Genomic DNA, 24433 nt, shown 5'->3' with positions numbered 1-24433 from the left:
AGCCGCTCGTGACCACCCCTGAAGCGACGAGACCCCACCCGCGCAACTCGGGCCTGCGGGTGGACCTCAACCCGGCCGCCGCCGTCGCACGCAACGCCCTCCATCAGGGCGCCTGCGTCGTCATCCGCTATCCGGGCGGCGACCTCACCTACGCCGAACTCGACGACAGGTCCGCCCGCCTGGCCACCGTGCTGGCCCACGGCGGCGTCGGCGACGGGGACCGGGTCGCCCATCTCGGCCTCAACAGCAGTTCCTTCCTGGTCACCCTGCTGGCCGCCCACCGGCTGGGGGCAGTCTTCGTCCCGGTCAACTTCCGCTTGGCGGTGGCCGAGTTGGAGGCCGTCCTCGTCCGCAGCGGTGCCACCGCCCTCGTCTGCGAGGAGGGGCACCGGGAGAGCGTCGACGAGATCCGCGACCGGACCGCCCTCGCTCGGTTCCTCCTGGTGGACGACGACCCCGAGGCGCCGACCGGCGGCGCGGCGGGCTGGGAGTCCTGGGCGGGTCTCCTCGCCGAATCCCCGCCCGCGACCTCCGTGGCCGCGAAGTCCGCCGACGACCCGGCGATCCTGATGTTCACCTCCGGCACCACCGGCACGCCCAAGGGTGTCCTGCTCACCCACGGAAACGTCTGGTGGAACGGCGTGAACGTCGACCTCCGACTCGACACCCGCCGCGGCGACGTCACCTACGCCGCCGCCCCGCTCTTCCACATCGGCACCCTGAACAGCTTCGTGATCCGGACCCTGGTGCGCGGGGGCACGGTGGTCGTCAGTCGCGGGTTCGACCCACGGACGTGTTTCGACGACCTGGTCACCCACCGGGTCAACTCCATGTTCGGCGTCCCCCAGATGTTCGCCGCGCTGGCGAGAGAACCCGGTCTGTTCGACCGGGACCTCGGCCATCTGCGGTCGATCGTGGTCGCGGGCGCCCCGGTACCACCCTCGCTGATCGAGCTCTACGCCCGGCACGGTGTACTGCTCCAGCAGGCCTGGGGCCTGACCGAGACCGCCCCGTTCGCGACACATCTGCCTGTGGAGCGCACCCGGGAGAAGATCGGTTCAGCGGGGATCCCCATGTCGTTCACCGAGGTCCGGGTCGTCGACGTGGCCACCAACGCCCCCCTGGGGCCGGGCGAACCGGGGGAGATCGTCGTACGCGGCCCCAACGTCACCCCCGGCTACTGGAACGACCCCGAGGCCACCCGCGCCGCCTTCGACGAGGAGGGCTGGTTCCACTCGGGCGACATCGGCCACCTGGACGAGGACGGCTGCCTGTACATCGTCGACCGGCTCAAGGACATGATCATCAGTGGCGGCGAGAACATCTACCCGGCCGAGGTCGAGCGGGTCCTGGCGGCCATGCCGGGGGTTGTGGACGTCGCCGTGGTCGGCGTCCCCGACGAAGAGTGGGGCGAGAGCGTGCAGGCCGTCGTGAGCGTGGACGGTACGGCGGAGATCACCCTGGAGGCCGTCCACGCCTACGCGGCGGACCGGCTGGCCCGGTACAAGCTGCCCGAGCGCCTGACCGTCGTGCCGGCCGTCCCGAGGAACGCCTCCGGGAAGCTGGACAAGGCCGGCGTCCGGCGCCTGGTCGAAGGCGTGGACTGAGGACGCTCCCGGACCCTGCGGCCGGGAGCCGGGAGCCGGGAGCCGGGAGCCGGGAGCCGGGAGCCGGGAGCCGGGAGCCGGGAGCCGTCGGCACCGTGCGCGCGGTGGGCCGCGCGCACGGTGCCGGTCGGGCGGCTCCCGCCGTCCTCCTGGTCACCCGTCAGAAGTCGTCCGGTGTCCTGACGCGCTCACGGATCCAGACACCCGCGGGCTTGAGGGAGGACGTGCCGGTCCACGGACCGTTGCCGGTGCAGGTGCCCTGCTTGAAGACGGCGCCGCTGCGCTGGTCGTCGGAGTAGTTCCAGTTGACCCAGCTGATCTTCTTGGCCGCCAGGAGATCGAGGTAGCGCTGCGACATGGCGAAGTCGTTCGCGCCCTCGCCCGCGTAGTTCTGGGTGCCGAACTCGGTGACGAAGACGGGGATGCGGTCGGCCGCGCGGGAGAGGGTCCGCAGGTACTCGTCCCGGTGCGAGTAGGCGTAGAAGTGGAAGGTGTACATGATGTTGGCGGCGTTCACCGGGTTGCCGACCACCTCGGACTCGTCCGCGCCCTCCGACACACCGAGCGAGGACCAGGCACGGGTGCCGACCAGGATCGGGGTGTCCGGGTCCTTGGCCCTGATGACGGGGATGAGCTGCTCGGCGTAGCTCTTGATGCGGGACCAGCTCACGCCGCTGGGCTCATTGGCTATCTCGTACAGCAGGTTGTTCTTGTCGCGGTGGCGCTGTGCGATCTCGGAGAAGAAGGTCTTGGCGCGGGCGAGGTTGTAGTGCGGGTCGCCCGGGTCGAGCATGTGCCAGTCGACGATGACGTACATGCCACGGGCCGTGGCCTGTTCGACGGCCGAGTGGACCAGGTCGGTGAAGCGGCGCGGATCGGTCTCGTACCCGTCCTCCTGGATGTACATGGAGACGCGCAGGACGTCCGCTTTCCAGTCGGTGGCGAGGGCGTTGAGCGAGCCACTGGTGACGCACTGGCTGTACCACTGCAGCCCATGGGTACTCATCCCGCGGAGCTGGATCGTTTTTCCTTGCTGGTTGCAGAGCTTGGTGCCGCAGACCCTGAGCTGCCCGTTGGCGGCGACGGGGGTGGACGCGGCCGCGCTCGGGGCCGTCGGGGCCGTGCGGGTGCCGGGGGCGGTGGGGGCGGACTGCGCGGTCGCGGGGGTGAGGACGAAGCCGAGGAGCAGCAGCGCGGCGACGAGCAGAACGGATCGTGCCGGTCTCATGGGGGACTCCTGCCAACTGGTAGGAAACTTTCCTAACAGAAAAGGGATTAGCAGTTGGTCCGGACCTTTGCAAGGGATGATGCGGAACCGCCCCGGAGTGATCTCCGGGGCGGACGGTCTCCGTCAGGGTGGTGTGAGGCTATTCGGAGGGGGCGTCGAGGCCGGTCACCAGGCCGCGCAGGACGGGCCCGTACTCCGGGTGGGCCAAGGCGAAGGCCATCTGGGCGACCAGGTAGTCGGCCGGGTTGCCGGTGTCGTACCAGCGGCCCTTGATGACCTGCCCGTACACCGCGCGCGTCGCGGCGTAGGCGTTGATGGCGTCGGTCAGGTAGACCTCGCCCGTCCGGTGCTCGTACCAGCGGCGGGTCTGCTCGCGCAGCTCGTCGATGATGCCGGGTGTGACGACATAGCCGCCGATGGCCGCGAACGCCGAGGGCGCGGCGGCGGGTTCGGGCTTCTCCACCAGGCCGGTGATGCGCAGCTGGCCGTCGCCGAGGTCCTCCTTGACGATGGGCACGCCGTAGCGCTGGGACTCGGTCGGGTCCATCGGCAGGAGGGCCAGCACCGGGCAGCCGGTCTGCTCGTAGGCGCGGATGAGCTGCTGGGCGCGGGGGACCTCGGCCACGAAGACGTCGTCGGGCCAGAGCACGAGCACCGGTTCGTCGCCGAAGGCGCGGGCTGCGTTCAGCACCGGCGTGCCGTTGCCGTACGGGCCGTACTGGTCGAGATAGGTGATGTGGCCCTGACGGGCCAGCTCCGCGACCTCCTCGACCGCGTCGGCGTACGCCGTCTTGCCGTCCTCGCGGAGCTGCTCGACGAGGGCGGGGTTGGGCCGGAAGTGGTCCTGGATGAGGCTCTTGCCGCCGGAGACCACGATGGTGATGTCGGTGATGCCCGAGTCCACCAGTTCGCGCACGGTGTGCTCGACGACCGGCTTGTCGCCGACCGGCAGCATCTCCTTCGGAATGGCCTTGGTGAGGGGCAGCAGACGGGAACCGAGGCCGGCGGCGGGGATGACAGCCCTGCGAATCGTCGGGGACATCATGTCTCTCCTGGTCGAGCGGCACTGCGCACCGGTCGGTACGACGGCGCCTGGGCACCACGCGGTCGCGCGGCCTCGCAGCAAGCCTACCCAGGCTCTTCCCGGCCCCCGCGCTCCGTCCCCGATCGGCGACGCACCTCCGCCGTACCGCCGCGGTGATCGCTAAATCGATTGCCGCCGGCTTTTCCCGCCCGGTAGGAAGCTCGCATGCTGAGAGGTGCCAAGGTCGGGCTCAGGGCCCGGCACGAGGACGACATTCCGATACTGCGGACCGAGCTCTACAACGACGTGGTCTACGCCTCCCGGACCGATACCGCGCCGTGGCGGCCGATCGCCCCCGACAGGGACGCGCGGCTCATGGCGGACGACGAGGAGCAGACGCGTGTCCAGTTCTCCGTGGTCGAGGCGGAGGGCGGGACCCTGGTCGGTTCCACGGCGCTCTGGGGCATCGACACCCACAACCGGACCGCGCACATCGGGATGGGACTGCTGCCCGCCTTCCGGGGCAGGGGCTACGGCACGGACGCGGTCGCGGTGCTGTGCCACTACGCGTTTGTCGTGCGCGGTCTGCACCGGCTGCAGATCGAGACGTTGTCGGACAACGTCTCGATGCTGCGCGCCGCCGAGCGCAACGGCTTCCTCCGTGAGGGAGTGCTGCGCTCCTCCGCCTGGGTGATGGGCGAGTTCCTGGACGAGGTCGTGCTGGGGCTCCTCGCCCAGGACTGGAAGCCGGACACCACGCCCTGAGCGCTGCCGAGGGCGTGCGACGGCGGGGCGCAGGCACCCCGCGTCTCACCCCTCGCCGCCCGGCCGGGGCCGACCCGGGTCCGTGCGTCGGTGGCCGGCCGACGACTCGATGGTGACGAGGACGGGACCGGGGTCCGGGCGAGCAGCCCGCCCCTCGCCCGTCGTGTTGTGCAGCAGGGCCCGGGCCACCGCGTGCGCCTTGGCGACGGCACGCTCGGACACCGGGCCCGCGTGCCGCCGCCGCACCACCGCCGACCACAGCTCCAGCCAGCGGTCGAAGTGCTCGGCGCGCAGCGGGCTCTCGTCGTGCAGGGCGCGGTGCGCCCGGAGGGCGTTGCGGCGGTAGACGCCCGGGGACAGCAGGGCGCTCTCCCAGAAGTCGGCCATCACGGGCAGATGGGCGGCCATGTCGACGCGTGCCACCTCCGTGAAGAACCGGCCTATCAGGGGATCGCCGAGGACGTCGTCGTAGAACGCGCCGACCAGTCGCTCCACGTCCTGGCGGTCGCGGATGTCGGGAAGGTGCCGCTCCCCGTTCACTTGCCGAGCCAGAGGTCGGGGCCGAACACCTCGTAGTGAACGGCGGCGGGACGCAGCCCCTTGGCCAGCAACTCGCCCCGCACCGCGCGCATGAAGGGCAGCGGCCCGCAGAGGTAGGCGGTGGTGTCCGGGTCCGGGGTGAGGTGGTCGAGCGCCGCGCGTCCGGTGAAGACGTTGGTGCCCGGGGAGCGGTGGGCGTCCTGCTCGTACCACAGGTGCAGGTCGGCGCCGGTCAGACGGCTGACGAGGTCCGCCTGCTCGTCACGGTGCACATGGTCGAGCGGCGAGCGGTCGGCGTGCACGACGGTGACGGGGCGCGTGGAGGAGGTGAGGGCGAGATGGTCCAGCATCGACAGCATCGGGGTGATGCCGATGCCGGCGGAGGCGAGGAGGAGAGGGGTGTCGCCCTCCGGCAGTACGAGATCACCGGCCGGCAGCGACACGTCCAGGACGTCCCCCACCTCGGCGTGGGCGTGCAGCCAGGACGAGACCTCGCCGTCGGGCACGGAGCCGTCGACCGCCCTCTCCCGCTTGACCGTGATGCGCCAGGTCTTGTGGTCGGGGGCCGTGGACAGGCTGTACTGGCGGATCTGGCGGGCTCCGTCGGGCAGTTCCACACGGATGCTGACGTACTGGCCGGGCCGGAACGCGGGCGTCGGACGCCCGTCGGGCCGACGCAGGACCAGGGACACGGCGTCGGCGGACTCCTGACGGCGCTCGGCGATCTCCATGGACCGCCACACCTCGCCCTCCGCCACCCCCGCCTCGGTGTACAGGCGGGCCTCGATGGCGATCAGGGCGTTGGCCATCAGCCAGTAGACCTCGTCCCAGGCGGCACCGATCTCGGGGGTGACGGCGTCACCGAGAACCTCGGCGACCGCCCCGAGCAGGTGACGTCCCACCAAGGGGTACTGGTCCGCGGTCACACCGAGGGAGACGTGCTTGTGGGCGATGCGCGCGAGGACGGCGTCGGGGCGCTCGTCGGGCCGTTCGACCAGGAGGGTCGCGAAGGCAGCCACCGAACCGGCCAGGGCCTCGCGCTGGGCGCCGGAAGCCTGGTTGGCGCGGTTGAACAGATGCCGCAGCAGCTCCGGTCGTTCCTCGAACAGCCGCCGATAGAACACTTCCGTGATCGTGGTCAGCGAGGCTCCCACCACGGGAAGCGTCGCACGGACGACGGGGGCCGACTGCGCGGAAAGCATCAGACACACTCCTGTACCGAGGGTCGACTCGGTGTCACGGGAACCGAGTCGTATGGGCATTGCGGTTGAATTGGTATGTGAGACTCGTATTTTTGGTCGCGATAGCCGCTCGACGGTCACGGTCGTGATCGCGAGCGGCGGAACGGTCAGCCCGGGGGAGCGCCGAGGGCCAGCAGGACCGGCCCCGTCGGTGACGTCACCAGATCGGCCACGGTCGCACCGTTCAGTGAGGCGTAGAAGGCGTCCTGCGCCTGTCGCAGTGCTCGCCGCAGCCGGCAGGCGCCCGCGAGCGGACAGGGAGTGTCGCCCTCGCACACCACGGCTTCCCGGTCGCCCTCCAGCGTCCTGACCAGATCCCCCACGTGCGTGCTCCGGCCCGCCTCGGTGAGGGTCAACCCGCCGTTGCGGCCACGCCGCGCCTCGATCACCCCCAGGTGCTGCAGCTGTGCGATGGCCTTCGCCATGTGCGTGTAGGGGACGTTCATGGAGTCGGCGATCTGCCGCGTGGTCAGCAACTCCTCGCTGTCCACGACGGCCAGGCGCATCACCGCCCGAAGTGCGAGATCCGTGTATCTGGTCAGCCTCACGGCAGCAGCCTAGCAATCTTGCATCAAGGATGCGTATTAAAAAGGAGTGCTGGGGGAGTGGCATACGTCTCGTCGGACCCCTACGCCTGAAGGCGGCTCAGTTCCCGCATGGCCTCACGCTCCACCCGTGCGAGTTCACCGAGCACCCTGCCCGCCTGCCGCAGGTGCTCCTCCTCGCCCGACGCACCCGCCTTCTCGATCAGTGCCGCCACTTCGGTCCACAGGGTGGCCGCCTCGGCGTACAACGCGTGGCCCGTGCGGACATGGCCGCTGTCGAGCAGTTCGGCGCACTCGGCGAGGAAGTCACGGTAGAGATTGCGGAACAGGGCGCCGCCGGTGCCCGCCCTCTCCATCAGCAGTGCAGCCTGCGGCAGATCCCGTCGCGGATCGTCGGTGCGCCGCAACCATGTCGGTACGAGCCTGCCGGCCTTCTCGATGCCCCGGTGCCCCAGGTTGGCGATGGGCGGGTGGAGGAAATCGTCGGCACAGGCGGTGATGGCCGGGGCGATCCGGTCCGCCAGGCCGGGTGTGCCCCCTGCGGGGACGGTGAGCGTGAACGAGCGGTGCCTGGCACTCATCGGGCCACGCGCGGCCCGGGCCTCGGCGAGACTCGTCAGGCTGGTGGACACCGCCCCGCCCTGCTGATCGGTGTCCACCAACTGGGCGTCGCGGTCGTCGTAGCCGTACAGGGCGACGACGTGGCCGGCGAAGTGCACCTTCGAGGAGAAGTACGGCAAGTGGTAGCTGTCGAGCTGGAGTCCGACCGGGTGACCGGCGTCGAGGGGGGCCTTCACGTTCTCCCACGCCCTGCGGGGCGAGCCGGTCTCCTTCACGACCAGGTCCAGGCCGAGTGCGGCGGCCAGGTTCCTGGTGAGTTCGAACGGCTTGACGCGCCCGCCGAGGAACGGGAAGTCCATGTTCTTGCTGTCCCAGTAGATGAAGGACAGCCCGGAGCCGAGACCGAAGAGCATGGGCTCGGACAGATCGAGCCCTTGGTGCCGCAGCAGCACCCCGAGGGTCGTCGTCTCGCAGTGGTCTGTGTCGCGGACCTCGATGCCTTCCACTGTCGTCATGCGGGCCATCATGGCGGACGCTCGCACCACGGGAGGGCACGACGGTTCCCTCGGCCTGGAGGCCGCCCCGGTTCCTCCGGGCGCGACCCGTCGGCCACCGAACATGTGCCCAGTGCTCCAGCCTTCAGGGTGGAGGTGTAGGGCATCCTCACCTCGGCGGCCCGTAGGGGCGCAGCGCCGCTGCTGAAGTCGCTTTGTCCGACAACCTGGTTGGCGGACCTACCGCCGGACGGGCGGGAAGTCAGGCCTGTGGAGGCCTTGTAGGGCCACTCCGGGTGGCAGGGGCCCGTGAAGCAGGAACCCGAGGTGGCGCCGCGTAGCGGTGCTGACCGGAATCGCCTGCGTTCACGCAGGCGAGGGCGTCAATTGGTGGGCTCCGACAGCCGCTCCACCTCCGAGGCGGCCTCGCGCGCCGTCCGTTCGGCCCGCGCGAGGGCGTCAGCGGCCTCCTCCCGTTGTATCTCCGCCGCCCGTTGCCGCCGCTCGGCTCGCTTGAGGTCCGCACGTGCCTCCCGCACCCGCTGATCGGCGGCCCGAGCCTCCTCGCGCGCCCGGCGCAGACGCTCGCGCTTCTCCTGCCGCTCACGTCTTTCCTGGGCGAGCCGCTCTCGCTTCTCCAGGGCGAGCCGATTCCGTTCCTCCCGGGCGAGTTGCTCCTGTTTCCGGCGGCGCCGTTCGGCGACCTCGTCCCGCGCGTGCTGGTGGGCGGCAGGCGCCTTGGTCTCCGCTCCGGCCGTACCTCGGAGTCGGTCGGTCTTCACGGTCGTGGGGTCGGGAAAGTCCGACGGAGGGGTGAGGGCTCTCTCCAGTCGGCCGGTCGCCCACCGGTCGGCCGCGTCCTGGTCGGCGAGCACGGCCCGCAGGGTGGCCTCGACGTCGCGCAGGGCCGGGTCCGACAGCCGGTGACCTGCCTCGGCGGCGAGCCCGGCGGCCTGCCGGGACATCGCGGAGACGACGCTGCGGCGCTGTTCGGTCAGCTCCTTCACTCCCTCGGCGTCCAGGCTCCGGTAGGCGTCGCGCAGCGCGCGCCCGAGACCCAGGAACGTCCGGCTCTCCTCCGGCCGGGAGCGCAGCAGCAGGTTCGCCGCCCAGGCCGCGAGGGAGGGGCGCCGGGCGGCACGGATCCGACGGGCGTCCGCCGTGCGGCCGGCCGCCTTTGCCTCGACGGCCAGGCCCTCGCGGCGGGAGACGAACGCGGGGGGAGGCGTGACGTAGAGCTCGTCGAGGGCCGTTTCCACGGCGTCGCCGTCGCCGCCGCTTTCTTCGTCGTTGTCGCCCTGGCCGTCCCGTCCACCCTTGCGGCGCGTGATCATCAGGTTCGCCCCGGCCGGTCCGCGGCGGGGGCTGTGCCGAACCGGGCCGTGTCGACGCCGCCCTGACGCAGCCGTTGGGCCTCCCGGAACAGGTGGTCGGTCCGGTCGGACAGGACGCCGCCGAGAAGCAGCTCGGGGGTGTAGAAGGACCGCGCGGCGGCGGCCACCTGCCGGGCCGACAGGTCGATCTGGATGATGCCGGTGCGGCGGATGCCGTCGATCGAGGTGGCCCAGACGACACGCCGCACATCCGCCCACGCCAGCGCGCTCATACACATCGAGCAGGGCTCGCCCGTCGTGTAGAGGATGGTGTCCCCCCAGCCCTGGTTGCCCTGCCGCCGTACGTAGTCGTTCATGGCGACCACCTCGCCGTGCAGCAAAGGGCTGTCCGCCCCTTCGTTGACCCCGCTTCCCAGCACCTCGCCGGTACGACTGCCGACGATCACCGCGCCGAACGGCCATTCCGGGTTCCGCCGGGCCTGCTCGATGGCCAGCTCCATGAATCGCTCGTGCTCGGTGCGGGTGCGGGTGCGGGTGCGGGTCTGGGCCTGGGTCTGGGTCTGGGGGCGAGCGGCTGGGCGTGGCTCTCCCGGAGCGCGGGCCGGGGGAGGGTGACGGGCGCCGCGGCTCCCGTAAGCACTGCTCCCCACCTGCCGAGAATCTGCCGCCTGCCCGCATCCATCCATCTCTCCTCACGTCGCACCGTCGATTCCGGAGAGTATCGGTTCGGATCCGTTGTGTAGTTGATGCGGGGGTGGCCGGGGCCCTGCCGTCAGGACGTCGCGTCGGAGCGGCCCCCGGGGCCCAGGAGGTCTGTAGGGCGGAGAGGTGTCTCGGATTCGACGCGGGGGAGATTGCGGCGGGTCGTGCGGAGGACCAGGGGTGGGATCGCGGGTGCCGCCCTCCCCTCGGAACTCCTCGTCGCCCACGCGGCGTACCGGTGTCGCCAGGGCGCGGGCCATCCGCAGGCCCCCGGCCGCTCGCAGCCTGACGGCGAGGCGGGCCGCGGCGGGCAGCGGCGGGAAGGGGGTGAACAGGACGTCCACGATGTCGGGGCCGAGGCGCTCCCAGGTCGCGTGCAGACGCCTCCAGGCGTCGCCGTCGCCGGGGTGGAAGGCGTCGAGGGACGCGGCGGTGACGTCGATGTCGCGGGAGAGCACCGCGCACCTGTCGTCGGTGAGGGGATGGGCCAGGACGTGCGGGGCGTGGCTCCAGCGCAGACCGTGCTCGTGGAGACGCAGACGCGCGAGGACCGGTGACGCGGAGGCCAGGGGATAGAAGGAGCTGAAGAGGTCGTTGACGAAGTCGGGGTGGACCTCCCGGTCGTGGCGCACCGCGCCGCCGGGCTCCGGCTGTTCCTCCAGGACTTCGACGCTCCATCCGGCGTCCGCCAGCAGATTGGCGGCCACCAGCCCGTTGGGACCGGCCCCGACGACGACGGCGTCAGGCATGGCCGTCGGCGCCGCCGTGCGCCGCCGCCCCGCGCAGCCCGCGCGTCCTCGCGGGCCGTTCCGTCCCGGCCTCGTCCGGGGCCTCCGGCTCGGGCGCGCCCTGCGCCTCGCAGAGTCGGGCGAGCCGGGCGAGCATCGTGCGGTGCCGCAGCTGGATCAGCGCTTCCACGCCCACGTTGTGGAGCTTTCCGCCCACGCCCTGCAGCGGGTGCTCGTCGGCGATCACCAGGCAGTACCGCCCCCAGGGGCGCAGCTCGAGGGAGATGCGCGCCGTCCCCAGCACACCTGCCCGGGCCTCCAGGCCCAGCGCGGAGCCCTCCTCGCAGGAGCGGACGACCGTCTCGTTGCCGAGCCGCACGGGGCCCACCCGGATCTCGTAGGCGAGCGCCGAGCCGACCTCGGGCCACTGTCCCCGCACCGGCTCGGTGTCCGAGGTCCCCACCACCCACTCCCCGTACCGGCTGCCGTCCGCGAGGACGTCCCACACAGCCCGCGGGCTCACCTTGATCAGACGCTGCCGTATCGCCATCGCGCACCTCCAGCCGTGTCACGCCGCGGTCGACGGCCGAGTGCCCGGCCCGGGCGGAACCACACCAGACACGCACACCGCGTGATGTCCGGTGTCCCAGGGGCCGCCGACCGCGTCCGTGGTGTTGCCCGATCGGATGCCGAGGTCTGCCCCTATGGACCTCGTCGAACAGGGCGGCGCCGGTGTAGCAAGGAGTTTCACGCGTTGGTCATGGGAGAGGGCTGTCAGTGCGGACACGCAGGAGCGACAAGGCAGGCGACGACAGGAAGGAGAACCGGGGCCCGGCCGTCACAGCGGCGTCACCCGCGCGGCAGCACCCGGATCTGTCGTCGCCGCAAGGACTGCTCGCACTGCAGAACGCCACCGGCAACGCGGCGGTCGTCCAGCTGCTCCGCCGGGCCGGCCATTCCTGGGCCCAGGAGGAGCACCGGCACAGTGCCGACTGCGGGCACCGGGATGCCCCCGAGCCCACCGTGCAGCGCTCGGCCGTCCACGACGTCCTGCGCGCGCCCGGCCAGCCCCTCGACGAGGCCACCCGCACGGACATGGAGGCGCGGCTCGGTGCCGACTTCTCGGACGTCCGCATCCACGACGACAGCGCGGCGAGGGCGTCGGCCGCCGAGGTCGGAGCGCGTGCCTACACCTCCGGCAGTCATGTGGTCATCGGGGACGGCGGAGCCGACAAGCACACGCTCGCCCATGAGCTCACCCATGTCATCCAGCAGCGCCAGGGGCCGGTCGCCGGCACCGACAACGGCGGCGGGCTGAAGGTCTCCGACCCGTCCGACCGGTTCGAACAGGCCGCAGAGGCCAACGCGCGCCGGGTGATGTCGGGCCCCGCGAGGCCCGAGGTGCAGCGGGCGGCCGCCCCTGGGCGGGACTCGGCGGATTCCGTGCGTGAGGCTCCCTCCGCGCCGGCGGTGCAGCGGACCCTCGGGGATCCGCAGGAAATGCTCCAGGAGAAATACTGGAAGGACAAGATGACGGCCGCGGGCCATCCTCTCCTTCCGCCCAAGACCAAGAAGAAGGGAAAGGCCGGGGCGGCTCCGAAGCGAAAGCTGGAGGACATTCTCCACACCGTCGGACCCCAGCTCCTGGCGGAACTGGCCGAGCTGGGCGACAAGGGCAAGGGTCGTCTGAAGCTCTACCGGACCATGTTCGCGAGCGAGGCCGTCCAGATCATGGAATGGAAGGGAAAGGCCACCGCCACCGAGGACTGGCTGAAGACCGAGAGCAAGGACGGCGACGGGATCGCGAAGCGGTTCCGTACGGCCGTGGCCGACGGCGCCGGCGACGTCGGAGTCATGCCCGTCAGCAACCACCTCGGTGACGCCGGTCAGGCGGAGGAGTACTTCCATGACGAGGACAGGCAGGTGATGGTCGAGTTCACGCTCAAGGAGGGCGCGCACGAACTCCTCTTCCATCCGCAGTACATGGCGATCTCCGGAGACAAGGGAACTCCCTATCACATCAGGAAGACCCGCGAGGAGGAAACGGGAAGCACCTTCCCGACGGCCGCGGGCGGCGAGGGAAAACTCCCCGGGTTCATCGGGCTCAAGCCCGAGGCGAAGGAGCCGTTCAGTCTCTCCCTCGGGGACAGTGACATCACGCGCCTGCTCTTCCAGTTGTTCGTGGAGGACGTCAGGCCGGTGAAGGGCGAGAAGAACGTGTAGCCCCGGACCGCCCCGGGCGGATCCCTCATGGATGCCCCGGGCGAGGGGGTGGACCCGCCGCCTCGGCGGAGCCGATCATGGGCGCCATGAGTGACATGCCCGTGGGGGAGGAAGCCGCCGAGGTCCGCCGTTTCTGGGAGGCGCTCGCCCTGCCCGGACTGGTCGACGTCCATACGCACTTCATGCCCGAACGTGTCCTGCGCAAGGTGTGGGAGTACTTCGACGGGCTCGGACCTCTGACCGGCGGGATGGAGTGGCCGATCACCTATCGGCACGAGGAAGCCGAACGGGCCGCCCTGCTGCGGGAGTTCGGGGTCCGGGCCTTCACGGCGATGCTCTACCCGCACAAGCCGGGCATGGCCAGGTGGCTCAATGCCTGGGCGGCCGACTTCGCCGGCCGCACCCCCGACTGTCTGCACACCGCGACCCTCTATCCGGAGCCGGGTGCCGAGGCGTACGTCCGCGAGGCCGTCGAGGCGGGCGCGCGTGTCTTCAAGGCGCATGTGCAGGTGGGCGCGTACGACCCCGCCGACGAACTCCTCGATCCCGTCTGGGGACTGCTGGCCGAGGCCGGCGTCCCCGTGGTGATCCACTGCGGTTCCGGACCCGCGCCGGGCAAGCACACCGGCCCCGAGCCGATCGCCCGGGTGCTGGCGCGGCACCCCCGGCTGCGGCTGATCGTCGCCCACATGGGGATGCCCGAGTACGAGGGGTTCCTCGGATTCGTCGAGCGGTACGGGGAGGTGCGGCTGGACACCACGATGGCGTTCACCGACTTCAGCGAGGGGTTCATGCCGTTCCCCCGTCGTGCCCTGCCCCGGCTGGCGGACCTCGGTGACCGTGTCCTCCTGGGCTCCGACTTCCCGAACCTCCCCTACCCGTACGTGCACCAGCTCCACGCCCTGGAGCGGCTGGGCCTCGGCGAGGAGTGGCTGCGGGCGGTGTGCCACGACAACGCGGCCAAGCTGTTCGCGCTGTAGGGCCCCGGGCACGTGTCACCCGGGCCCTTGATAGGCAAGTAGCAACTTGCCTATGCTGGGGGTGTGGCCGACGACCTGTTCAAAGCCCTGGCCGACCCCACGCGCCGGGTCATCCTCGACGAGCTCACCGAGAAGTCCGGGCAGACACTGTTCGAGATCTGTTCCCGGCTGAGCATGAAGCACCAGCTCGGGATCTCGCGCCAAGCGATCTCCCAGCACCTCGCCGTGCTGGAGTCCGCGGGGCTCGTCGAGACCAGACGGGAGGGCCGCTACAAGTTCCACGACCTCAACACGGCCCCACTGCGGCGGATAGCCGAGCGGTGGCACATGACCGACACCCCCGCACCGCAGCAGGAGAGCACCCGATGAAGATCCATCTGACCAGCGTCTTCGTCGACGACCAGGCCGAGGCTGAGCGGTTCTACACCGAGATCCTGGGCTTCGTGAAGAAGCACGACGTCCCGGTGGGCGAGAAGGACCGGTGGCTGACCGTCGTCTCGCCCGACGAGCCCCACGGCACCGAACTCCTCCTGGAACCCGCCGGTCATCCGGCTGCCAAGACCTACCGTGACGCCCTCGTCGAGGACGGCATCCCGCTGGCCCAGTTCGCCGTCGACGACGTGCGCGCGGAGTACGAGCGCATGCGCGGCCTCGGTGTGCGCTTCGTCCAGGAGCCCGTGGAGATGGGCCCCGTCACCACCGCCGTGTTCGACGACACCTGCGGCAACCTGATCCAGATCGCGACGGAGCCGCAGTAGGGGAGTAGGGGCCGGAGGGGCCCCTCCCGCCACGCCCCGGCGGACCGACCGCGCGGCCCGGCGGATCGTGGCCGTCGACCTGGCGGGGCCCTCGACCTGGCCGAGGCGGGCGACGCCTTCGCGGTCGGACACCTGTCCGGCATCGTCCACGACGCCGCCCGTCCCGACCGTTGCACCCGGCTGTCACCCCGGTGGCAGCCGTCGGCACGGCCGTCCGTCGACCGGCCGACTCAAGCGGGCGAACCGGTCACGGTGTCCCCCGACTTGGTGACGTGGTACGTAGCCTTGGCACCGCTCCAGAAGTGGAAGATGAGCGTCACCCGCGCACCCTCCCGCAGGGAGGTGACGAACTCGGCGGTCAACTTGATGGCGTCGTCGGTGTAGGCCGTGAACGCGGTGTCCCACTGCTTGGGGAGGGTGTTGACCCACATCCAGGAGTCGTGGTGCATGTTCAGCAGCACGTACAGGTTCTCGTCCAGCGCGAGATCGACGACCTGGCGCACCTTCGCCATCCAGGCCGGGTCGATCGTGTACCCGGGGGCCGCGCCCTGGTGGATGCCCCAGGTGACGGGCAGGCGGATGCTCTTGAAGCCCTGGGGCCCGATCTTCTGGAAGAGGGCCCGGGTCACCGGAGGGTTGCCCCAGACGTCTCGTCGGGGATGGCGTCGTAGGTGTTGCCCAGGTTCCACCCGGGCTGCATGGCCGCCACGGCGCTGCGGACGGCCGGCGAACTGGCCGGGGGGACGGGGGGATCGGCTGCCCGCGAGGTCGCGGGCGTCAGCGGGAGCAGGACGAGCGCGAGGAGGAGCGCCGTCAGTCCGCTTGCGAGTCTTCTCGTCATCACGTGCACCTTCTGAAGTGGGGGTGTGCGACGCGCGGGATCGGCCCGAGGCCGAGAGACACAGAAGAAGGAAACTTTCTCTCTTGGCGGCGGAAAAATTAACATGGGGCCGCTTCGGAGGCCACAGTCGCGGCGACGAGAGATGCCAGAATGAGCCGGGTGCGATCAGGAGACGGGCGGGCTACCTTGGCGGACCAGACGGCCGACGGACCGGCGGACAGCAACGACGGACAGGGCGACACGTCCCGGCCGGTCACGATCGCGTTCATCGCCGAGTCGGCGGGAGTGTCGGTGCCCACCGTGTCCAAGGTGATCAACGGCAGGTCCGGCGTCTCCGCCGACACCCGCGCCCGCGTCGAGGAACTGGTCGACCGGTACGGCTACCGCAAGCCGACCGGCGCCCAGCGCAACAACGTCCTGGAACTGGTGTTCCGCGAGTTGGAGCACCTGTGGGCGGCCGAGATCATCCGGGGGGTCGAGCGGGTCGCCCGGCGCCACCGCGTGGGCGTCATGGTGTCCGAGTTCGGACTGCACGACTCGGACCCGCTCACCTGGGACGACACCGTCTCCCGGCGGCCCAACTGCGTCTTGTCCGTGGCCCAGCTGTCCGAGGCCGAGCGGGAACAACTCACGGCCAAGGGCATCCCGTTCGTCGTCTTCGACCCGGCCACGGAACTGCCCGACGACGTCCCGTTCGTGGGCGCCACCAACTGGTCCGGCGGTCGGGCCGCGACCCGCCACCTCACCGAACTCGGCCACCGCCGCATCGCCATGATCGCCGGCCCGCCGGACCAGCTGTACTGCAGCGCCCGGCTGGAGGGATACCGCTCCGCGATGGGGGCGGCCGGTCTGCCGGTCGCCCCGGAACTCGTCGTGCACGCACCCCTCACCGGGGAGGACGGACAGCGCGCCGCACGCGCCCTGCTGGCCCTGCCCGACCGTCCGACGGCGATCTTCACCACCAACGACCTCCAGGCGCTGGGCGTCTACCAGGCGGCACGCGAGGCGGGTCTGCGCATCCCCGACGACCTGAGCGTCGTGGGATTCGACGACCTGCCGGTCGTGGCGTGGGTCGACCCGCCCCTGACGACCGTTCACCAGCCCCTGACGGAGATGGCGGTGGCCGCGACCGAACTGGCGCTCACGCTCGGCCGGGGCGAGGCCGCCCCCCAGGCCGGGATGGAGATCGCCACGACCCTGACGGTCCGGTCCAGCACCGCCCCGCCCCCGCAAGCCGACGGGCCGGGCCATTGACCACCGGGACGGCCGGTAACTAGCCTGCTGGAGAAAGTTTCTACAACTTGATACGAGACTTTCGTGACTGCGAAAGGACCCCTGAGGGTGACCAGCGTGTCCGAGACGGACCACACCGTCAGCAATCCGGTGATCCCCGGCTTCTACCCCGACCCCTCCGTCTGCCGGGCGGGCGACGACTACTACCTCGCGTGCTCCAGCTTCGAGTACTTCCCGGGCGTCCCCCTCTTCCACAGCCGGGACCTGGTGCACTGGACCCAGATCGGCAACGCCCTCGACCGCCCGAGCCAACTGCGGCTGCCGCCGGACGCGGCCTCCTCCGGAGGGATCTACGCGCCCACCCTGCGCCATCACGACGGCCGTTTCTGGCTGATCGTCACCAACGTCAGCGGCGACGGCAACCTGCTGTTCACCGCCACCGATCCGGCCGGACCCTGGTCCGACCCGATCCGGCTGTCCGGGGTGCACGGCATCGACCCCGACCTCGCCTGGGACGACGACGGCACCTGCTGGTGCACCACCGCGGGAGTCGGACAGATCGGCCTCGACCCCCACACCGGCGAGACTTCCGGCACCCGCCGACAGCTGTGGTCCGGGGTTCCCGGCGCCAAGGCCCCCGAGGCACCGCACCTCTACCACATCGGCGACCACTGGTACCTGCTCATCGCCGAGGGCGGCACCGAGCGGGGCCACGGCGTCTCCATCGCCCGCGGCACCAGCCCCACCGGCCCGTTCGAGCCCTGCCCGGACAACCCGATCCTCAGCCACCGCGGCAGGGACCACCCCATCCAGAACACCGGCCACGCCGACCTCGTGCAGGGGCCCGACGGCTCATGGTGGATGGTGCTGCTCGGCGTGCGTCCCGGCGGCGGCACCCCCGGCTGGCACGTACTCGGCCGCGAGACCTACCTGGTGCCGGTGGAATGGGCCGACGGCTGGCCCGTCGTCGGAGAACTGTCCACGACCATGCCCGCGCCGCCCTGGCCCCTCCACCCGCCCGCCGTCGTCCCGGAAACCCGGGACGACTTCGACGCCGCCGAACTGGCGCCGCACTGGATCTCGTTGCGCCGGCGTCCCCCCGAGGACGTCACCACCAAGGAACGGCCCGGCTCACTGACCCTGCGTGCCCGTGGAGGGTCGCTCGACGACGCCGAGGTGACGTTCGTCGGACGCCGCCAGCAGCACGCGTCGTGCCGGGCGCGCACCCTGGTGGACGTGGCGGAGGGACAGGGCGGCCTCGCCGTACGCCTCGACGAACGGCACCACTACTCCGTCGAGACGAGCGCGGGAGATGTGCGGGTCCGAGCCCGTATCGGCCCGTTGAACACGGTCGTGGCGTCCCGGCCGGCGCCGGCCGGACCCGTGGTGCTCCGCGCCGAGACGGTCCCCGCGACGGTGAACGACCCGCGGACCGGCCCCGACCTCGTCTCTCTCGGCTACGAGGAACCGGACGGCACCTACGTCGAACTCGCCTCGCTGGACGGCCGGTACCTGTCCACGGAGGTCGCCGGAGGCTTCACCGGACGTGTGTTCGGCATGTTCGCCTCCGTGGCCTCCGCCCACTTCGACTGGTTCGACTACGAGCCGCTGGAGAGCTGAAGAGACCGCTGCTCCCGGCGCTGCCGCTGCAGGTCCGGGTCGGGCACGGGTGCGGCCGCCACCAGACGGCGGGTGTACTCGTGCCGGGGCCGGTCACACACGTCGACGCTGTTCCCCTCCTCCACGATGCGCCCGTGCTGCAGGACCAGGGTGCGGTCCGCGCGCTCCTTGACGACCGCGAGGTCGTGCGTCAAGGGCGGGCCCGGTGTCGGTGTCCCGGCCCGAGGTAGACCGGCACCGCCAACGAGACAGGCCGGAACGTCCTGTTGGGCGGGGCACGCGGCACTGACGACGTTTCCCCCTACGCCACTCCCGCCCGCGCTGCCGACCTCCGGCCTCGGGCCGCAGGCCGCGCTCTCGGCTCATCAGGAGCGTGGCAGGTACAGGGACGTCCCAGTCTGTTCGACCTCGACCTCGACCTCGACGTCGTCGGCGAAGGCCCCGGTCGCCGTCACACCACCGAAGAGCACGGTGGCGGCCACCGCGGCCACCGCGGCCACCGCGAACGTCCTCCGGCGCGGCAACACCCGCCTGGCACGCCCGCTCTGGAGACCCTCTCTCGCTACCTCCCGGCAGCGCGGGTCCGGGGCTGCGGCGACCGTGCGAGGCCGCACGGCGGTCTCGGCGGGCGGCCCGCACGCGATGGCCACGCGTGCGTCCAGCCACGCCTCCGCTTCCTCCGCCCGCACCCCGCACGCCGCCACGAACGCCGCGACCAACTCCTCGCGGGGCAGGCGGTCCCGGCCGAGCATGGTCGCCGCCGTGGAGTAGGGCAGGGTGTGACCCGCTTCCGTCGCGCGGCGTTCCAGTTGGCGGTAGCTCTGGCCCGACCAGGCCTTGAGGCGGCGGAGCGCCGCCACGAAGGCGACGGCGTCGGTGTCGGGCGGTGTGGGCGGTGCTGTGGTCATCGTGGTTCCCCCCCTGTTGGCCTGGACGTGCACGGGCTCGCACAAGCTCGAACACCATCATGGCTTGAGAAGCGGCGGGAGCGATGGTCAACATCGGGACGGATTCCCGATGTTGGAGGTCATATGGGTACGAGTCCCTCCCACCACGGTCACGGCCGCAGTCACCGCTCCCGCCCCCGCCGCCGGACCGCCATCGGCACCGCCTTCGCCGCTCTGCTGGCGATCGGCGGGTGCGCCGAGGAGCCTGGTGCCGAACGGGCGGTGGCGCGCGCTCCTGAGGCCCGGCACCGCGAAGCGGAGTCGGTCGCCGACTTCCTCCGCCGTACCCTGCCCGCCGGGCCCGGTGGCACCGTGATCGCCGCCCGCGGCGACCGGCTCGTGCACTGCGGCGGATTCGGGGCGGCGGACCGTGCCGCCGGCACTCCCGCGAGCTGCCGGACCGTGTACGACGTCATGTCGATCACCAAGCAGTTCACCGCGGCCGCGATCGTGAAACTGGAGGTGCTGGGCCGGCTCCGGGTGAGCGATCCGATCAGCCGGTTCCTCGGCCGGGGGCGCACCGTGCCCGAAGAGAAGCGTGGCATCACCGTCGAGCACCTGCTGACGCACACCTCGGGTCTGGTCGAGGGCCTCGGCGACGACTACGACCCCGTGTCGCGGGAGGAGTTGGTGCGCGGGGCCCTCTCGTCGCGACTGCGGTCCGCCCCGGGTGAGGAGTTCCACTACTCCAACACCGGATACAGCCTGCTCGCGGCGATCGTCGAGGAGGCGTCCGGGGAGACGTACGAAGGGTTCCTGGCCCGGCACCTGTTCCAGCCGGCCGGGATGGAGCAGACCGGCTATGTGCTGCCTCGCTGGCCCAGGCACCTGGTCGCGGTGGAGTACGACAGCCGGGGGCGCGCCCAGGGGCGGCCCTTCGACCACCCCTGGGCCGCCGACGGACCGTACTGGAACCTGCGCGGCAACGGCGGCATGCTCTCCACCGCCCACGACATGTTCCGCTGGCACCGCGCGCTCCTGGGGGACGAGATCTTGCCGGCGCGGGCCAGGGACAAGCTCTTCGAGCCCCACGTCCCGGAGCCCGGATCGGAGAGCTCGTACGGGTACGGCTGGAGCCTGCGCGACACCCCGAACGGCCGGCTCGCCTGGCACGACGGCGGCAACGACTGGTCCCTGGGCCTCCTGAGCCGGTCCCTGCGGGACGGCGTCCTCGTGTTCTGGATCAGCAACCACGCATCCCGCGACGGGAAATGGAACCTGGAGGACCAGGCGCAGGCACTGACACTGGGCATCGCGGACCGTGTGCGCGCGGAGGGCGACTGACACGCCTGGGACGAGCCGCGTCAGTCGCCCTCCGCGTGGCGTCGCGGGGCTCAGGGCAGTCGTGGCAGTACGTCCCTGGCCGTGTGGCTGAGGATGCGGAGGTCCTCCGCGAACCGCCCGCGATCCGCCTCCGGCAGCGGGCTCAGGAAATACTTCTTGATGTTCTCGACGTGGACCAGAGCGGCGCGCACCGTCGTCTCCTCGCCCAGCGGGGTCAGCCGTACCAGCTTTCCGCGCCGGTCGGAGGGGGACTCCGCCCGGGTGACCAGCCCCGCCGCCTCCATGCGGTCGACCAGCCGGGTGGCCCCGCCGGTGGTGAGGACCTGCTCCTGGGCGACGGCCCGCATGGACAGCCCTGGTTCACCCGCGCGCCCGAGGATCAGCAACACCTCGAACATCAGATGACTGATGCCGCACTCGACTTCGAGTGCCCGCCCGAGGATGTACTCCAGCCTGTTGGCCGCGCCCTGCAGCCGCCCGAACGCGAGGACGAGCTCGTGGTCGGCGGCCTCCTTGGCCGTACCGATGCCTGCTTGCTCACTCACGGCCACGCCGCCCCTCTTCCGGTCCCGACCGCCACCGTACCGATCACGTCGCCGATGCGGGGACGGCGGCCGGGCGGGACCGCGACGTCGTCGCGACGCCCCCGGGTGCAGTCCCAGCCGGCCGGGCGTCGGCTTTCCCTGGACCTCACCGAAATACAGGGCGAAGGTCTGCCTCCAGCGCTCGACCGCGGCACGGTCGGCCATGACGCGGGGGAACGTGGGGAAGCCGTCCACATGGGCGTTCGGGGGTCTCCTCGCGCCCTTCGCGGTACGGGACCAGGGTGCCGGGCCTCCGCGCGGCGGGCCCCCGATCACGCCTGAACATGCCCGAGGAGCATGCGTGGCTAGGAAATCCCTCCCTCGCTCTTGACGGGCTCTCCCCTCGCCCGAGCCCTGGGGCGTGCGCTCCTCCGGGCGAACCCCGGAGCGAGGTCCCGGGCTCAGTCGGTCGCCGCCGCGGGCTCGGAGGAGGACTGTGCCGGGGCGGCCGACTCCGGCGCGTCGGGAGCGGTGTAGTACACGGAGGAACCCTGCTTGACGCGCTGGGCGTTGCTCTTGGCGACGAGCCCTTCGAGGGTGGTGCGCACGACGTTGGTCTGCACACGGCGGTCCGGGTGGGCCTGGGCGAGCGCGGCGGCGACCTCGGCCGCGGAGCGCGGTTCGCTCTGCTCGGTGAGGTGGCGGCGGATGAGTTCGACGAGCGTGGGCTGCGCCTTCTCGACGGTCGCGGTCTTGGTCGCCGTCGTCTTGGGGGCGGCCGTCGCGGTCTTCTTGGCCGTCGCGCTGCCGGACTTCGTACTCGCGGACTTCGTGCTCACCGTCTTCGTGCCCGCGGTTTTAGCGGTCGCTGACTTCGGGGCGGCGGTCTTGGTGGCAGCGGCCTTGGGAACGGCGGTCTTGGGAGCGGCGGTCTTCGTGGCGGTCGACTTCTTCGTCCGCTTGCCGTCCTGCGTGGGCTCGGCCTTCTTCGCCCGGGTGCGCCTGCCGGTTTCCGGGGAGGGAGCGGTTTTCTGCCGGGGCACGGAGGGAGTCGCGGGCTCCTCGGCCACGGCCGTGGGCTCGGATGCCGCGACACCGAGGGCCTGCTGCATGTTCACCAGCACGGCGTGGTCCTGCCGCAGACCGAGGAGTTGCTCCTGCAGAGCGTCGATCTCCCCGATGAGACGGTCCTGTTCCTTGGCGTTGCGCTCCAGGTCGGCTGCGACCTGGGCGGTGTACTGCGTCTTGAGATCGGCAGACTCGGATGGTGTCTCGGTCATGGCGGTTCCCTTCCCGACAACAAACGTGATGTGTGCGGATGGTACTCACCCATGTGCCCTCACAACCCCCGCATGAGCAGTTGTTCCCACGGAGAGGTGGCTTCCGCGCGGTGTGCGCATCTCGGTTGCCGCGGTGGTGCTCCGGCCACGATGCTGAGGTGATGAGGCACCCCGTATGCGGCTGAGGCTGCGCGAGTTCAGGCCCCGGACCGGGCCCCACGAGCACCGTGTCGTCCAGCCCCGACAGCCCCTGCGCCACACCTCGTTGCGCGCGCCGGAGCCGATCGGAATCCTGCTCGGCGACCACGACGGGCTGAACCGGCTGGCCGGACTGTTCTCCTTCGCCGCCTACTCCCGGCACACGATCGTGCATGTGCCGTTGCGCGACGGTGTCCCACCGGACGAGGGCGTCGGCGAGCGTGTGGACCTGGTCCTGGCCCACCACACGCTCGGTCTGCGCTCCAGCAAGTGGCCCGAACTGCGGCGCAGGCTGGTCGACGGCACTCCGTTGACCGTCCGCACCGACGAGGCGCGCACCGTTCGGGACGCCGGTTCCTGGACCGAACATGGGCAACGGGCCGACTTCCGTGACGGGTTGCGGCACGCCACCCACGCCAGGACGTTCTTCCTCTTCGGCAGCCGTGACGTCTTCGCCGCGACCGCCACGTACTTCGCCCACGCGGCGGGCTGGGGCCCTCACCAGAAGGGAGTGGCCAAGGGCCACTCGGCTCTGATGACGGCACTCCCGGCACTGTCCCAGCCACCCGGCGGCGGCCACCCCCTCGAAGTCCTGATCTGCTTCAAGCCGTATCCGCCCTACGCCCACTTCGGGCGGCCGGGACACTGAGCGGGTTGAAGTCCAGGACGACCGTGCCGTCGGCGGCGGGCGGGGCGAGCGCGAGAGCCCGGTCGGCCGCGTAGGTGGTGACCCCGGACGTCGCGTCGGTGAACAGCACCAGCAGACCCCCCCGGCCCGTGCCCGGGAACGCGGTCAGGGCGAGGGAACGTCCGTCCAGTTCGAACTCGACCCGGCCCGGCGCGTCGTACACATGCTCAAGGCCCTCCACCGCCGCACCCACCGTAGTCGGCCGGGGTGCGTCGAAGGTGCCGCAACCGGGCGCCCACCGGGACCAGGAACTTCCCGGTGGGGACGGTCAGGTCCACGGCCCGACAGCGGTGACGGCCTCGCCGCCCCGACCGTACCGGTGGGTGACCCGGTCCAGCCGCACCGTTCCGCGGTCCTCGCCGGGCTCGGCCGCCGCGTCGGTTCAGCAACAACACGAGCCCGGGCGGCGGCACAGGTCGATGACCAGGTGTCGCACCAAGGGCTCGGGGTTCATGGCCCTTTTCTCACGCAGCCGCGGCTCGACACCAAGAGGCGCCCACTCTCTGGAACGCGGGGCGGGAAGGACACTTACGCGGGACTGGAGGCCGGATCGCTCGCGGGTCTGCGTCCCCAGGCGGTGAGCATGCCGGCGGACAGCGCCGCGCACTCGTCCCCGCCGAGGTACCGGATCGCCGCGTCGACGGCCGCGTCGTCGACCAGGCCGGTGGCGACCATCGCCGCCCTGCTCCGGTCCCATGTGTCCGCCCAGAAGCGGCTGATGGGGCTGTCCGGCAGCAGCGGCGGCACATGGACCTCGGCGGCGACGGACTCCAGCCCCGCGCCCCGCAGCAGCCGTGGGTAGGACGGCACCCAGGAGACGTCCGTGCCGATGGTGGTCCGCAGCCCCTCCCACATGGCCCGCATCGCCACGCCGTACGGCGTGGCGGGTGTCCGGTCGCCCGTCAGGTCGACCGCGTCGCTGAGCACCAGCACACCACCGGGCGCGACGAGTTCGGCCAGCGTCGTGATCAGGCGCTCGCGCTCGGGGAGGTGCATCAGCACGAAGCGCGCGTGGACGAGCCGGAAACGGCCGGGGGCGAAGGACGGGGCCGAGATGTCTGCCTCCAGGACATCGAGCCCGGGTACCG

At 71.2% G+C, this 24433-nt stretch carries 26 protein-coding genes and 3 pseudogenes; 10 read left to right on the top strand and 19 right to left on the bottom strand.

The window, feature by feature from the left end:
• Positions 1–8: 8 nt before the first annotated feature.
• Positions 9–1607 (top strand): AMP-binding protein, encoded by a 1599-nt coding sequence (locus tag E4N62_RS24005; protein WP_230217584.1) that lies wholly within the window; start codon positions 9–11, stop codon positions 1605–1607.
• Between the two features lie 160 nt (positions 1608–1767).
• Here the strand turns inward: E4N62_RS24005 and E4N62_RS24000 are convergent, their stop codons facing one another.
• Both E4N62_RS24000 and E4N62_RS23995 read right to left on the bottom strand, forming a co-directional pair.
• The gene (locus E4N62_RS24000; RefSeq protein WP_230217582.1) at positions 1768–2835 is read right to left on the bottom strand and encodes a glycoside hydrolase family 5 protein; all 1068 of its coding nucleotides are present in this window, start codon (positions 2833–2835) and stop codon (positions 1768–1770) included.
• A gap of 139 nt (positions 2836–2974) precedes the next feature.
• Positions 2975–3877, bottom strand: coding sequence for a UTP--glucose-1-phosphate uridylyltransferase (locus tag E4N62_RS23995; RefSeq protein ID WP_230217833.1), 903 nt, complete (start codon positions 3875–3877; stop codon positions 2975–2977).
• 207 nt (positions 3878–4084) lie between these two features.
• Here E4N62_RS23995 and E4N62_RS23990 point away from each other — a divergent pair, with 207 nt between their 5' ends.
• The gene (locus E4N62_RS23990; RefSeq protein ID WP_230217580.1) at positions 4085–4624 is read left to right on the top strand and encodes a GNAT family N-acetyltransferase; all 540 of its coding nucleotides are present in this window, start codon (positions 4085–4087) and stop codon (positions 4622–4624) included.
• Between the two features lie 45 nt (positions 4625–4669).
• Here E4N62_RS23990 and E4N62_RS23985 read toward each other — a convergent pair whose 3' ends face one another.
• The 8 genes and pseudogenes from E4N62_RS23985 to E4N62_RS23950 form a co-directional block, all read right to left on the bottom strand.
• Positions 4670–5164, bottom strand: a complete 495-nt coding sequence (locus E4N62_RS23985) for a group III truncated hemoglobin (RefSeq protein ID WP_230217578.1) — start codon at positions 5162–5164, stop codon at positions 4670–4672.
• The gene (locus tag E4N62_RS23980) at positions 5161–6366 is read right to left on the bottom strand and encodes a globin domain-containing protein (protein ID WP_230217576.1); all 1206 of its coding nucleotides are present in this window, start codon (positions 6364–6366) and stop codon (positions 5161–5163) included. The genes E4N62_RS23985 and E4N62_RS23980 overlap by 4 nt, the downstream gene beginning before the upstream one ends.
• Before the next feature lie 146 nt (positions 6367–6512).
• On the bottom strand, positions 6513–6953 hold the full coding sequence (locus E4N62_RS23975) for an Rrf2 family transcriptional regulator (RefSeq protein ID WP_230217574.1): 441 nt from the start codon (positions 6951–6953) through the stop codon (positions 6513–6515).
• Positions 6954–7033: 80 nt separating this feature from the next.
• Positions 7034–8026: a BtrH N-terminal domain-containing protein gene (locus E4N62_RS23970; RefSeq protein ID WP_230217572.1), complete on the bottom strand. Its 993-nt coding sequence runs from the start codon at positions 8024–8026 to the stop codon at positions 7034–7036.
• 362 nt (positions 8027–8388) lie between these two features.
• Positions 8389–9339 (bottom strand): hypothetical protein, encoded by a 951-nt coding sequence (locus E4N62_RS23965; RefSeq protein WP_230217570.1) that lies wholly within the window; start codon positions 9337–9339, stop codon positions 8389–8391.
• Positions 9339–10025, bottom strand: coding sequence for a nucleoside deaminase (locus tag E4N62_RS23960; RefSeq protein ID WP_268269780.1), 687 nt, complete (start codon positions 10023–10025; stop codon positions 9339–9341). Before E4N62_RS23960 ends, E4N62_RS23965 begins: the two co-directional genes overlap by 1 nt.
• Positions 10026–10235: 210 nt before the next feature.
• Positions 10236–10790: pseudogene (locus E4N62_RS23955) on the bottom strand (phytoene desaturase family protein); the annotation flags it as partial.
• Positions 10783–11319 (bottom strand): SRPBCC family protein, encoded by a 537-nt coding sequence (locus tag E4N62_RS23950; RefSeq protein WP_230217566.1) that lies wholly within the window; start codon positions 11317–11319, stop codon positions 10783–10785. The pseudogene E4N62_RS23955 and the gene E4N62_RS23950, both read right to left, overlap by 8 nt.
• A gap of 227 nt (positions 11320–11546) precedes the next feature.
• Between E4N62_RS23950 and E4N62_RS23945 the strand changes: the two genes are divergently transcribed.
• The 4 genes from E4N62_RS23945 (at position 11547) to E4N62_RS23930 (ending at position 14730) form a co-directional block, all read left to right on the top strand.
• Positions 11547–12992: a DUF4157 domain-containing protein gene (locus E4N62_RS23945; protein WP_230217564.1), complete on the top strand. Its 1446-nt coding sequence runs from the start codon at positions 11547–11549 to the stop codon at positions 12990–12992.
• Positions 12993–13069: 77 nt separating this feature from the next.
• A complete protein-coding gene (locus E4N62_RS23940; protein ID WP_230217562.1) occupies positions 13070–13972 on the top strand; it encodes an amidohydrolase family protein in 903 nt (300 codons plus the stop codon).
• A gap of 63 nt (positions 13973–14035) precedes the next feature.
• Positions 14036–14341: a helix-turn-helix transcriptional regulator gene (locus E4N62_RS23935; RefSeq protein WP_230217560.1), complete on the top strand. Its 306-nt coding sequence runs from the start codon at positions 14036–14038 to the stop codon at positions 14339–14341.
• Positions 14338–14730 (top strand): VOC family protein, encoded by a 393-nt coding sequence (locus E4N62_RS23930; protein ID WP_230217559.1) that lies wholly within the window; start codon positions 14338–14340, stop codon positions 14728–14730. The genes E4N62_RS23935 and E4N62_RS23930 overlap by 4 nt, the downstream gene beginning before the upstream one ends.
• A 230-nt stretch (positions 14731–14960) precedes the next feature.
• On the opposite strand, the gene E4N62_RS48840 is transcribed toward E4N62_RS23930, so the two are convergent.
• On the bottom strand, positions 14961–15359 hold the full coding sequence (locus E4N62_RS48840; RefSeq protein WP_230217556.1) for a cellulase family glycosylhydrolase: 399 nt from the start codon (positions 15357–15359) through the stop codon (positions 14961–14963).
• The gene (locus tag E4N62_RS23920) at positions 15356–15571 is read right to left on the bottom strand and encodes a hypothetical protein (RefSeq protein ID WP_230217554.1); all 216 of its coding nucleotides are present in this window, start codon (positions 15569–15571) and stop codon (positions 15356–15358) included. The genes E4N62_RS48840 and E4N62_RS23920 overlap by 4 nt, the downstream gene beginning before the upstream one ends.
• Before the next feature lie 150 nt (positions 15572–15721).
• On the opposite strand from E4N62_RS23920, the gene E4N62_RS23915 reads away from it, so the two are divergent.
• Both E4N62_RS23915 and E4N62_RS23910 read left to right on the top strand, forming a co-directional pair.
• Positions 15722–16825 carry a LacI family DNA-binding transcriptional regulator gene (locus E4N62_RS23915; RefSeq protein WP_230217552.1) on the top strand — a complete coding sequence of 368 codons (1104 nt, stop codon included), beginning with the start codon at positions 15722–15724 and terminating at the stop codon, positions 16823–16825.
• Between the two features lie 81 nt (positions 16826–16906).
• Positions 16907–18424, top strand: a complete 1518-nt coding sequence (locus E4N62_RS23910; protein WP_230217831.1) for a glycoside hydrolase family 43 protein — start codon at positions 16907–16909, stop codon at positions 18422–18424.
• On the opposite strand, the gene E4N62_RS23905 is transcribed toward E4N62_RS23910, so the two are convergent.
• Both E4N62_RS23905 and E4N62_RS23900 read right to left on the bottom strand, forming a co-directional pair.
• Complete coding sequence (locus E4N62_RS23905; protein ID WP_230217550.1) at positions 18403–18618, bottom strand: hypothetical protein; 216 nt, start codon at positions 18616–18618, stop codon at positions 18403–18405. The genes E4N62_RS23910 and E4N62_RS23905 overlap by 22 nt on opposite strands.
• Positions 18619–18789: 171 nt before the next feature.
• Positions 18790–19332: a hypothetical protein gene (locus E4N62_RS23900; RefSeq protein WP_230217548.1), complete on the bottom strand. Its 543-nt coding sequence runs from the start codon at positions 19330–19332 to the stop codon at positions 18790–18792.
• Between the two features lie 123 nt (positions 19333–19455).
• Between E4N62_RS23900 and E4N62_RS23895 the strand changes: the two genes are divergently transcribed.
• Positions 19456–20655: a serine hydrolase gene (locus E4N62_RS23895; protein ID WP_230217546.1), complete on the top strand. Its 1200-nt coding sequence runs from the start codon at positions 19456–19458 to the stop codon at positions 20653–20655.
• Between the two features lie 50 nt (positions 20656–20705).
• Here the strand turns inward: E4N62_RS23895 and E4N62_RS23890 are convergent, their stop codons facing one another.
• From E4N62_RS23890 to E4N62_RS23880, 3 genes and pseudogenes are all read right to left on the bottom strand, one after another.
• Positions 20706–21200 carry a MarR family winged helix-turn-helix transcriptional regulator gene (locus tag E4N62_RS23890; RefSeq protein ID WP_230217829.1) on the bottom strand — a complete coding sequence of 165 codons (495 nt, stop codon included), beginning with the start codon at positions 21198–21200 and terminating at the stop codon, positions 20706–20708.
• 96 nt (positions 21201–21296) lie between these two features.
• Positions 21297–21446: pseudogene (locus tag E4N62_RS23885) on the bottom strand (ABC transporter substrate-binding protein); the annotation flags it as partial.
• Positions 21447–21640: 194 nt separating this feature from the next.
• Complete coding sequence (locus tag E4N62_RS23880; RefSeq protein WP_230217544.1) at positions 21641–22459, bottom strand: hypothetical protein; 819 nt, start codon at positions 22457–22459, stop codon at positions 21641–21643.
• 175 nt (positions 22460–22634) lie between these two features.
• On the opposite strand from E4N62_RS23880, the gene E4N62_RS23875 reads away from it, so the two are divergent.
• Positions 22635–23306, top strand: a complete 672-nt coding sequence (locus E4N62_RS23875; RefSeq protein ID WP_230217542.1) for a hypothetical protein — start codon at positions 22635–22637, stop codon at positions 23304–23306.
• A gap of 4 nt (positions 23307–23310) precedes the next feature.
• Here the strand turns inward: E4N62_RS23875 and E4N62_RS23870 are convergent.
• Both E4N62_RS23870 and E4N62_RS23865 read right to left on the bottom strand, forming a co-directional pair.
• A pseudogene (locus E4N62_RS23870) lies at positions 23311–23562 on the bottom strand (DUF1684 domain-containing protein); the annotation flags it as partial.
• Between the two features lie 311 nt (positions 23563–23873).
• Positions 23874–24433: methyltransferase domain-containing protein (locus E4N62_RS23865; RefSeq protein WP_230217540.1), on the bottom strand; the 560-nt coding region annotated here is incomplete at its 5' end.

The sequence above is a fragment of the Streptomyces sp. MNU76 genome (assembly GCF_020982545.1).
In the GTDB taxonomy this organism is placed as follows: domain Bacteria; phylum Actinomycetota; class Actinomycetes; order Streptomycetales; family Streptomycetaceae; genus Streptomyces.
This window is presented reverse-complemented; position numbering and strand designations above follow the sequence as displayed.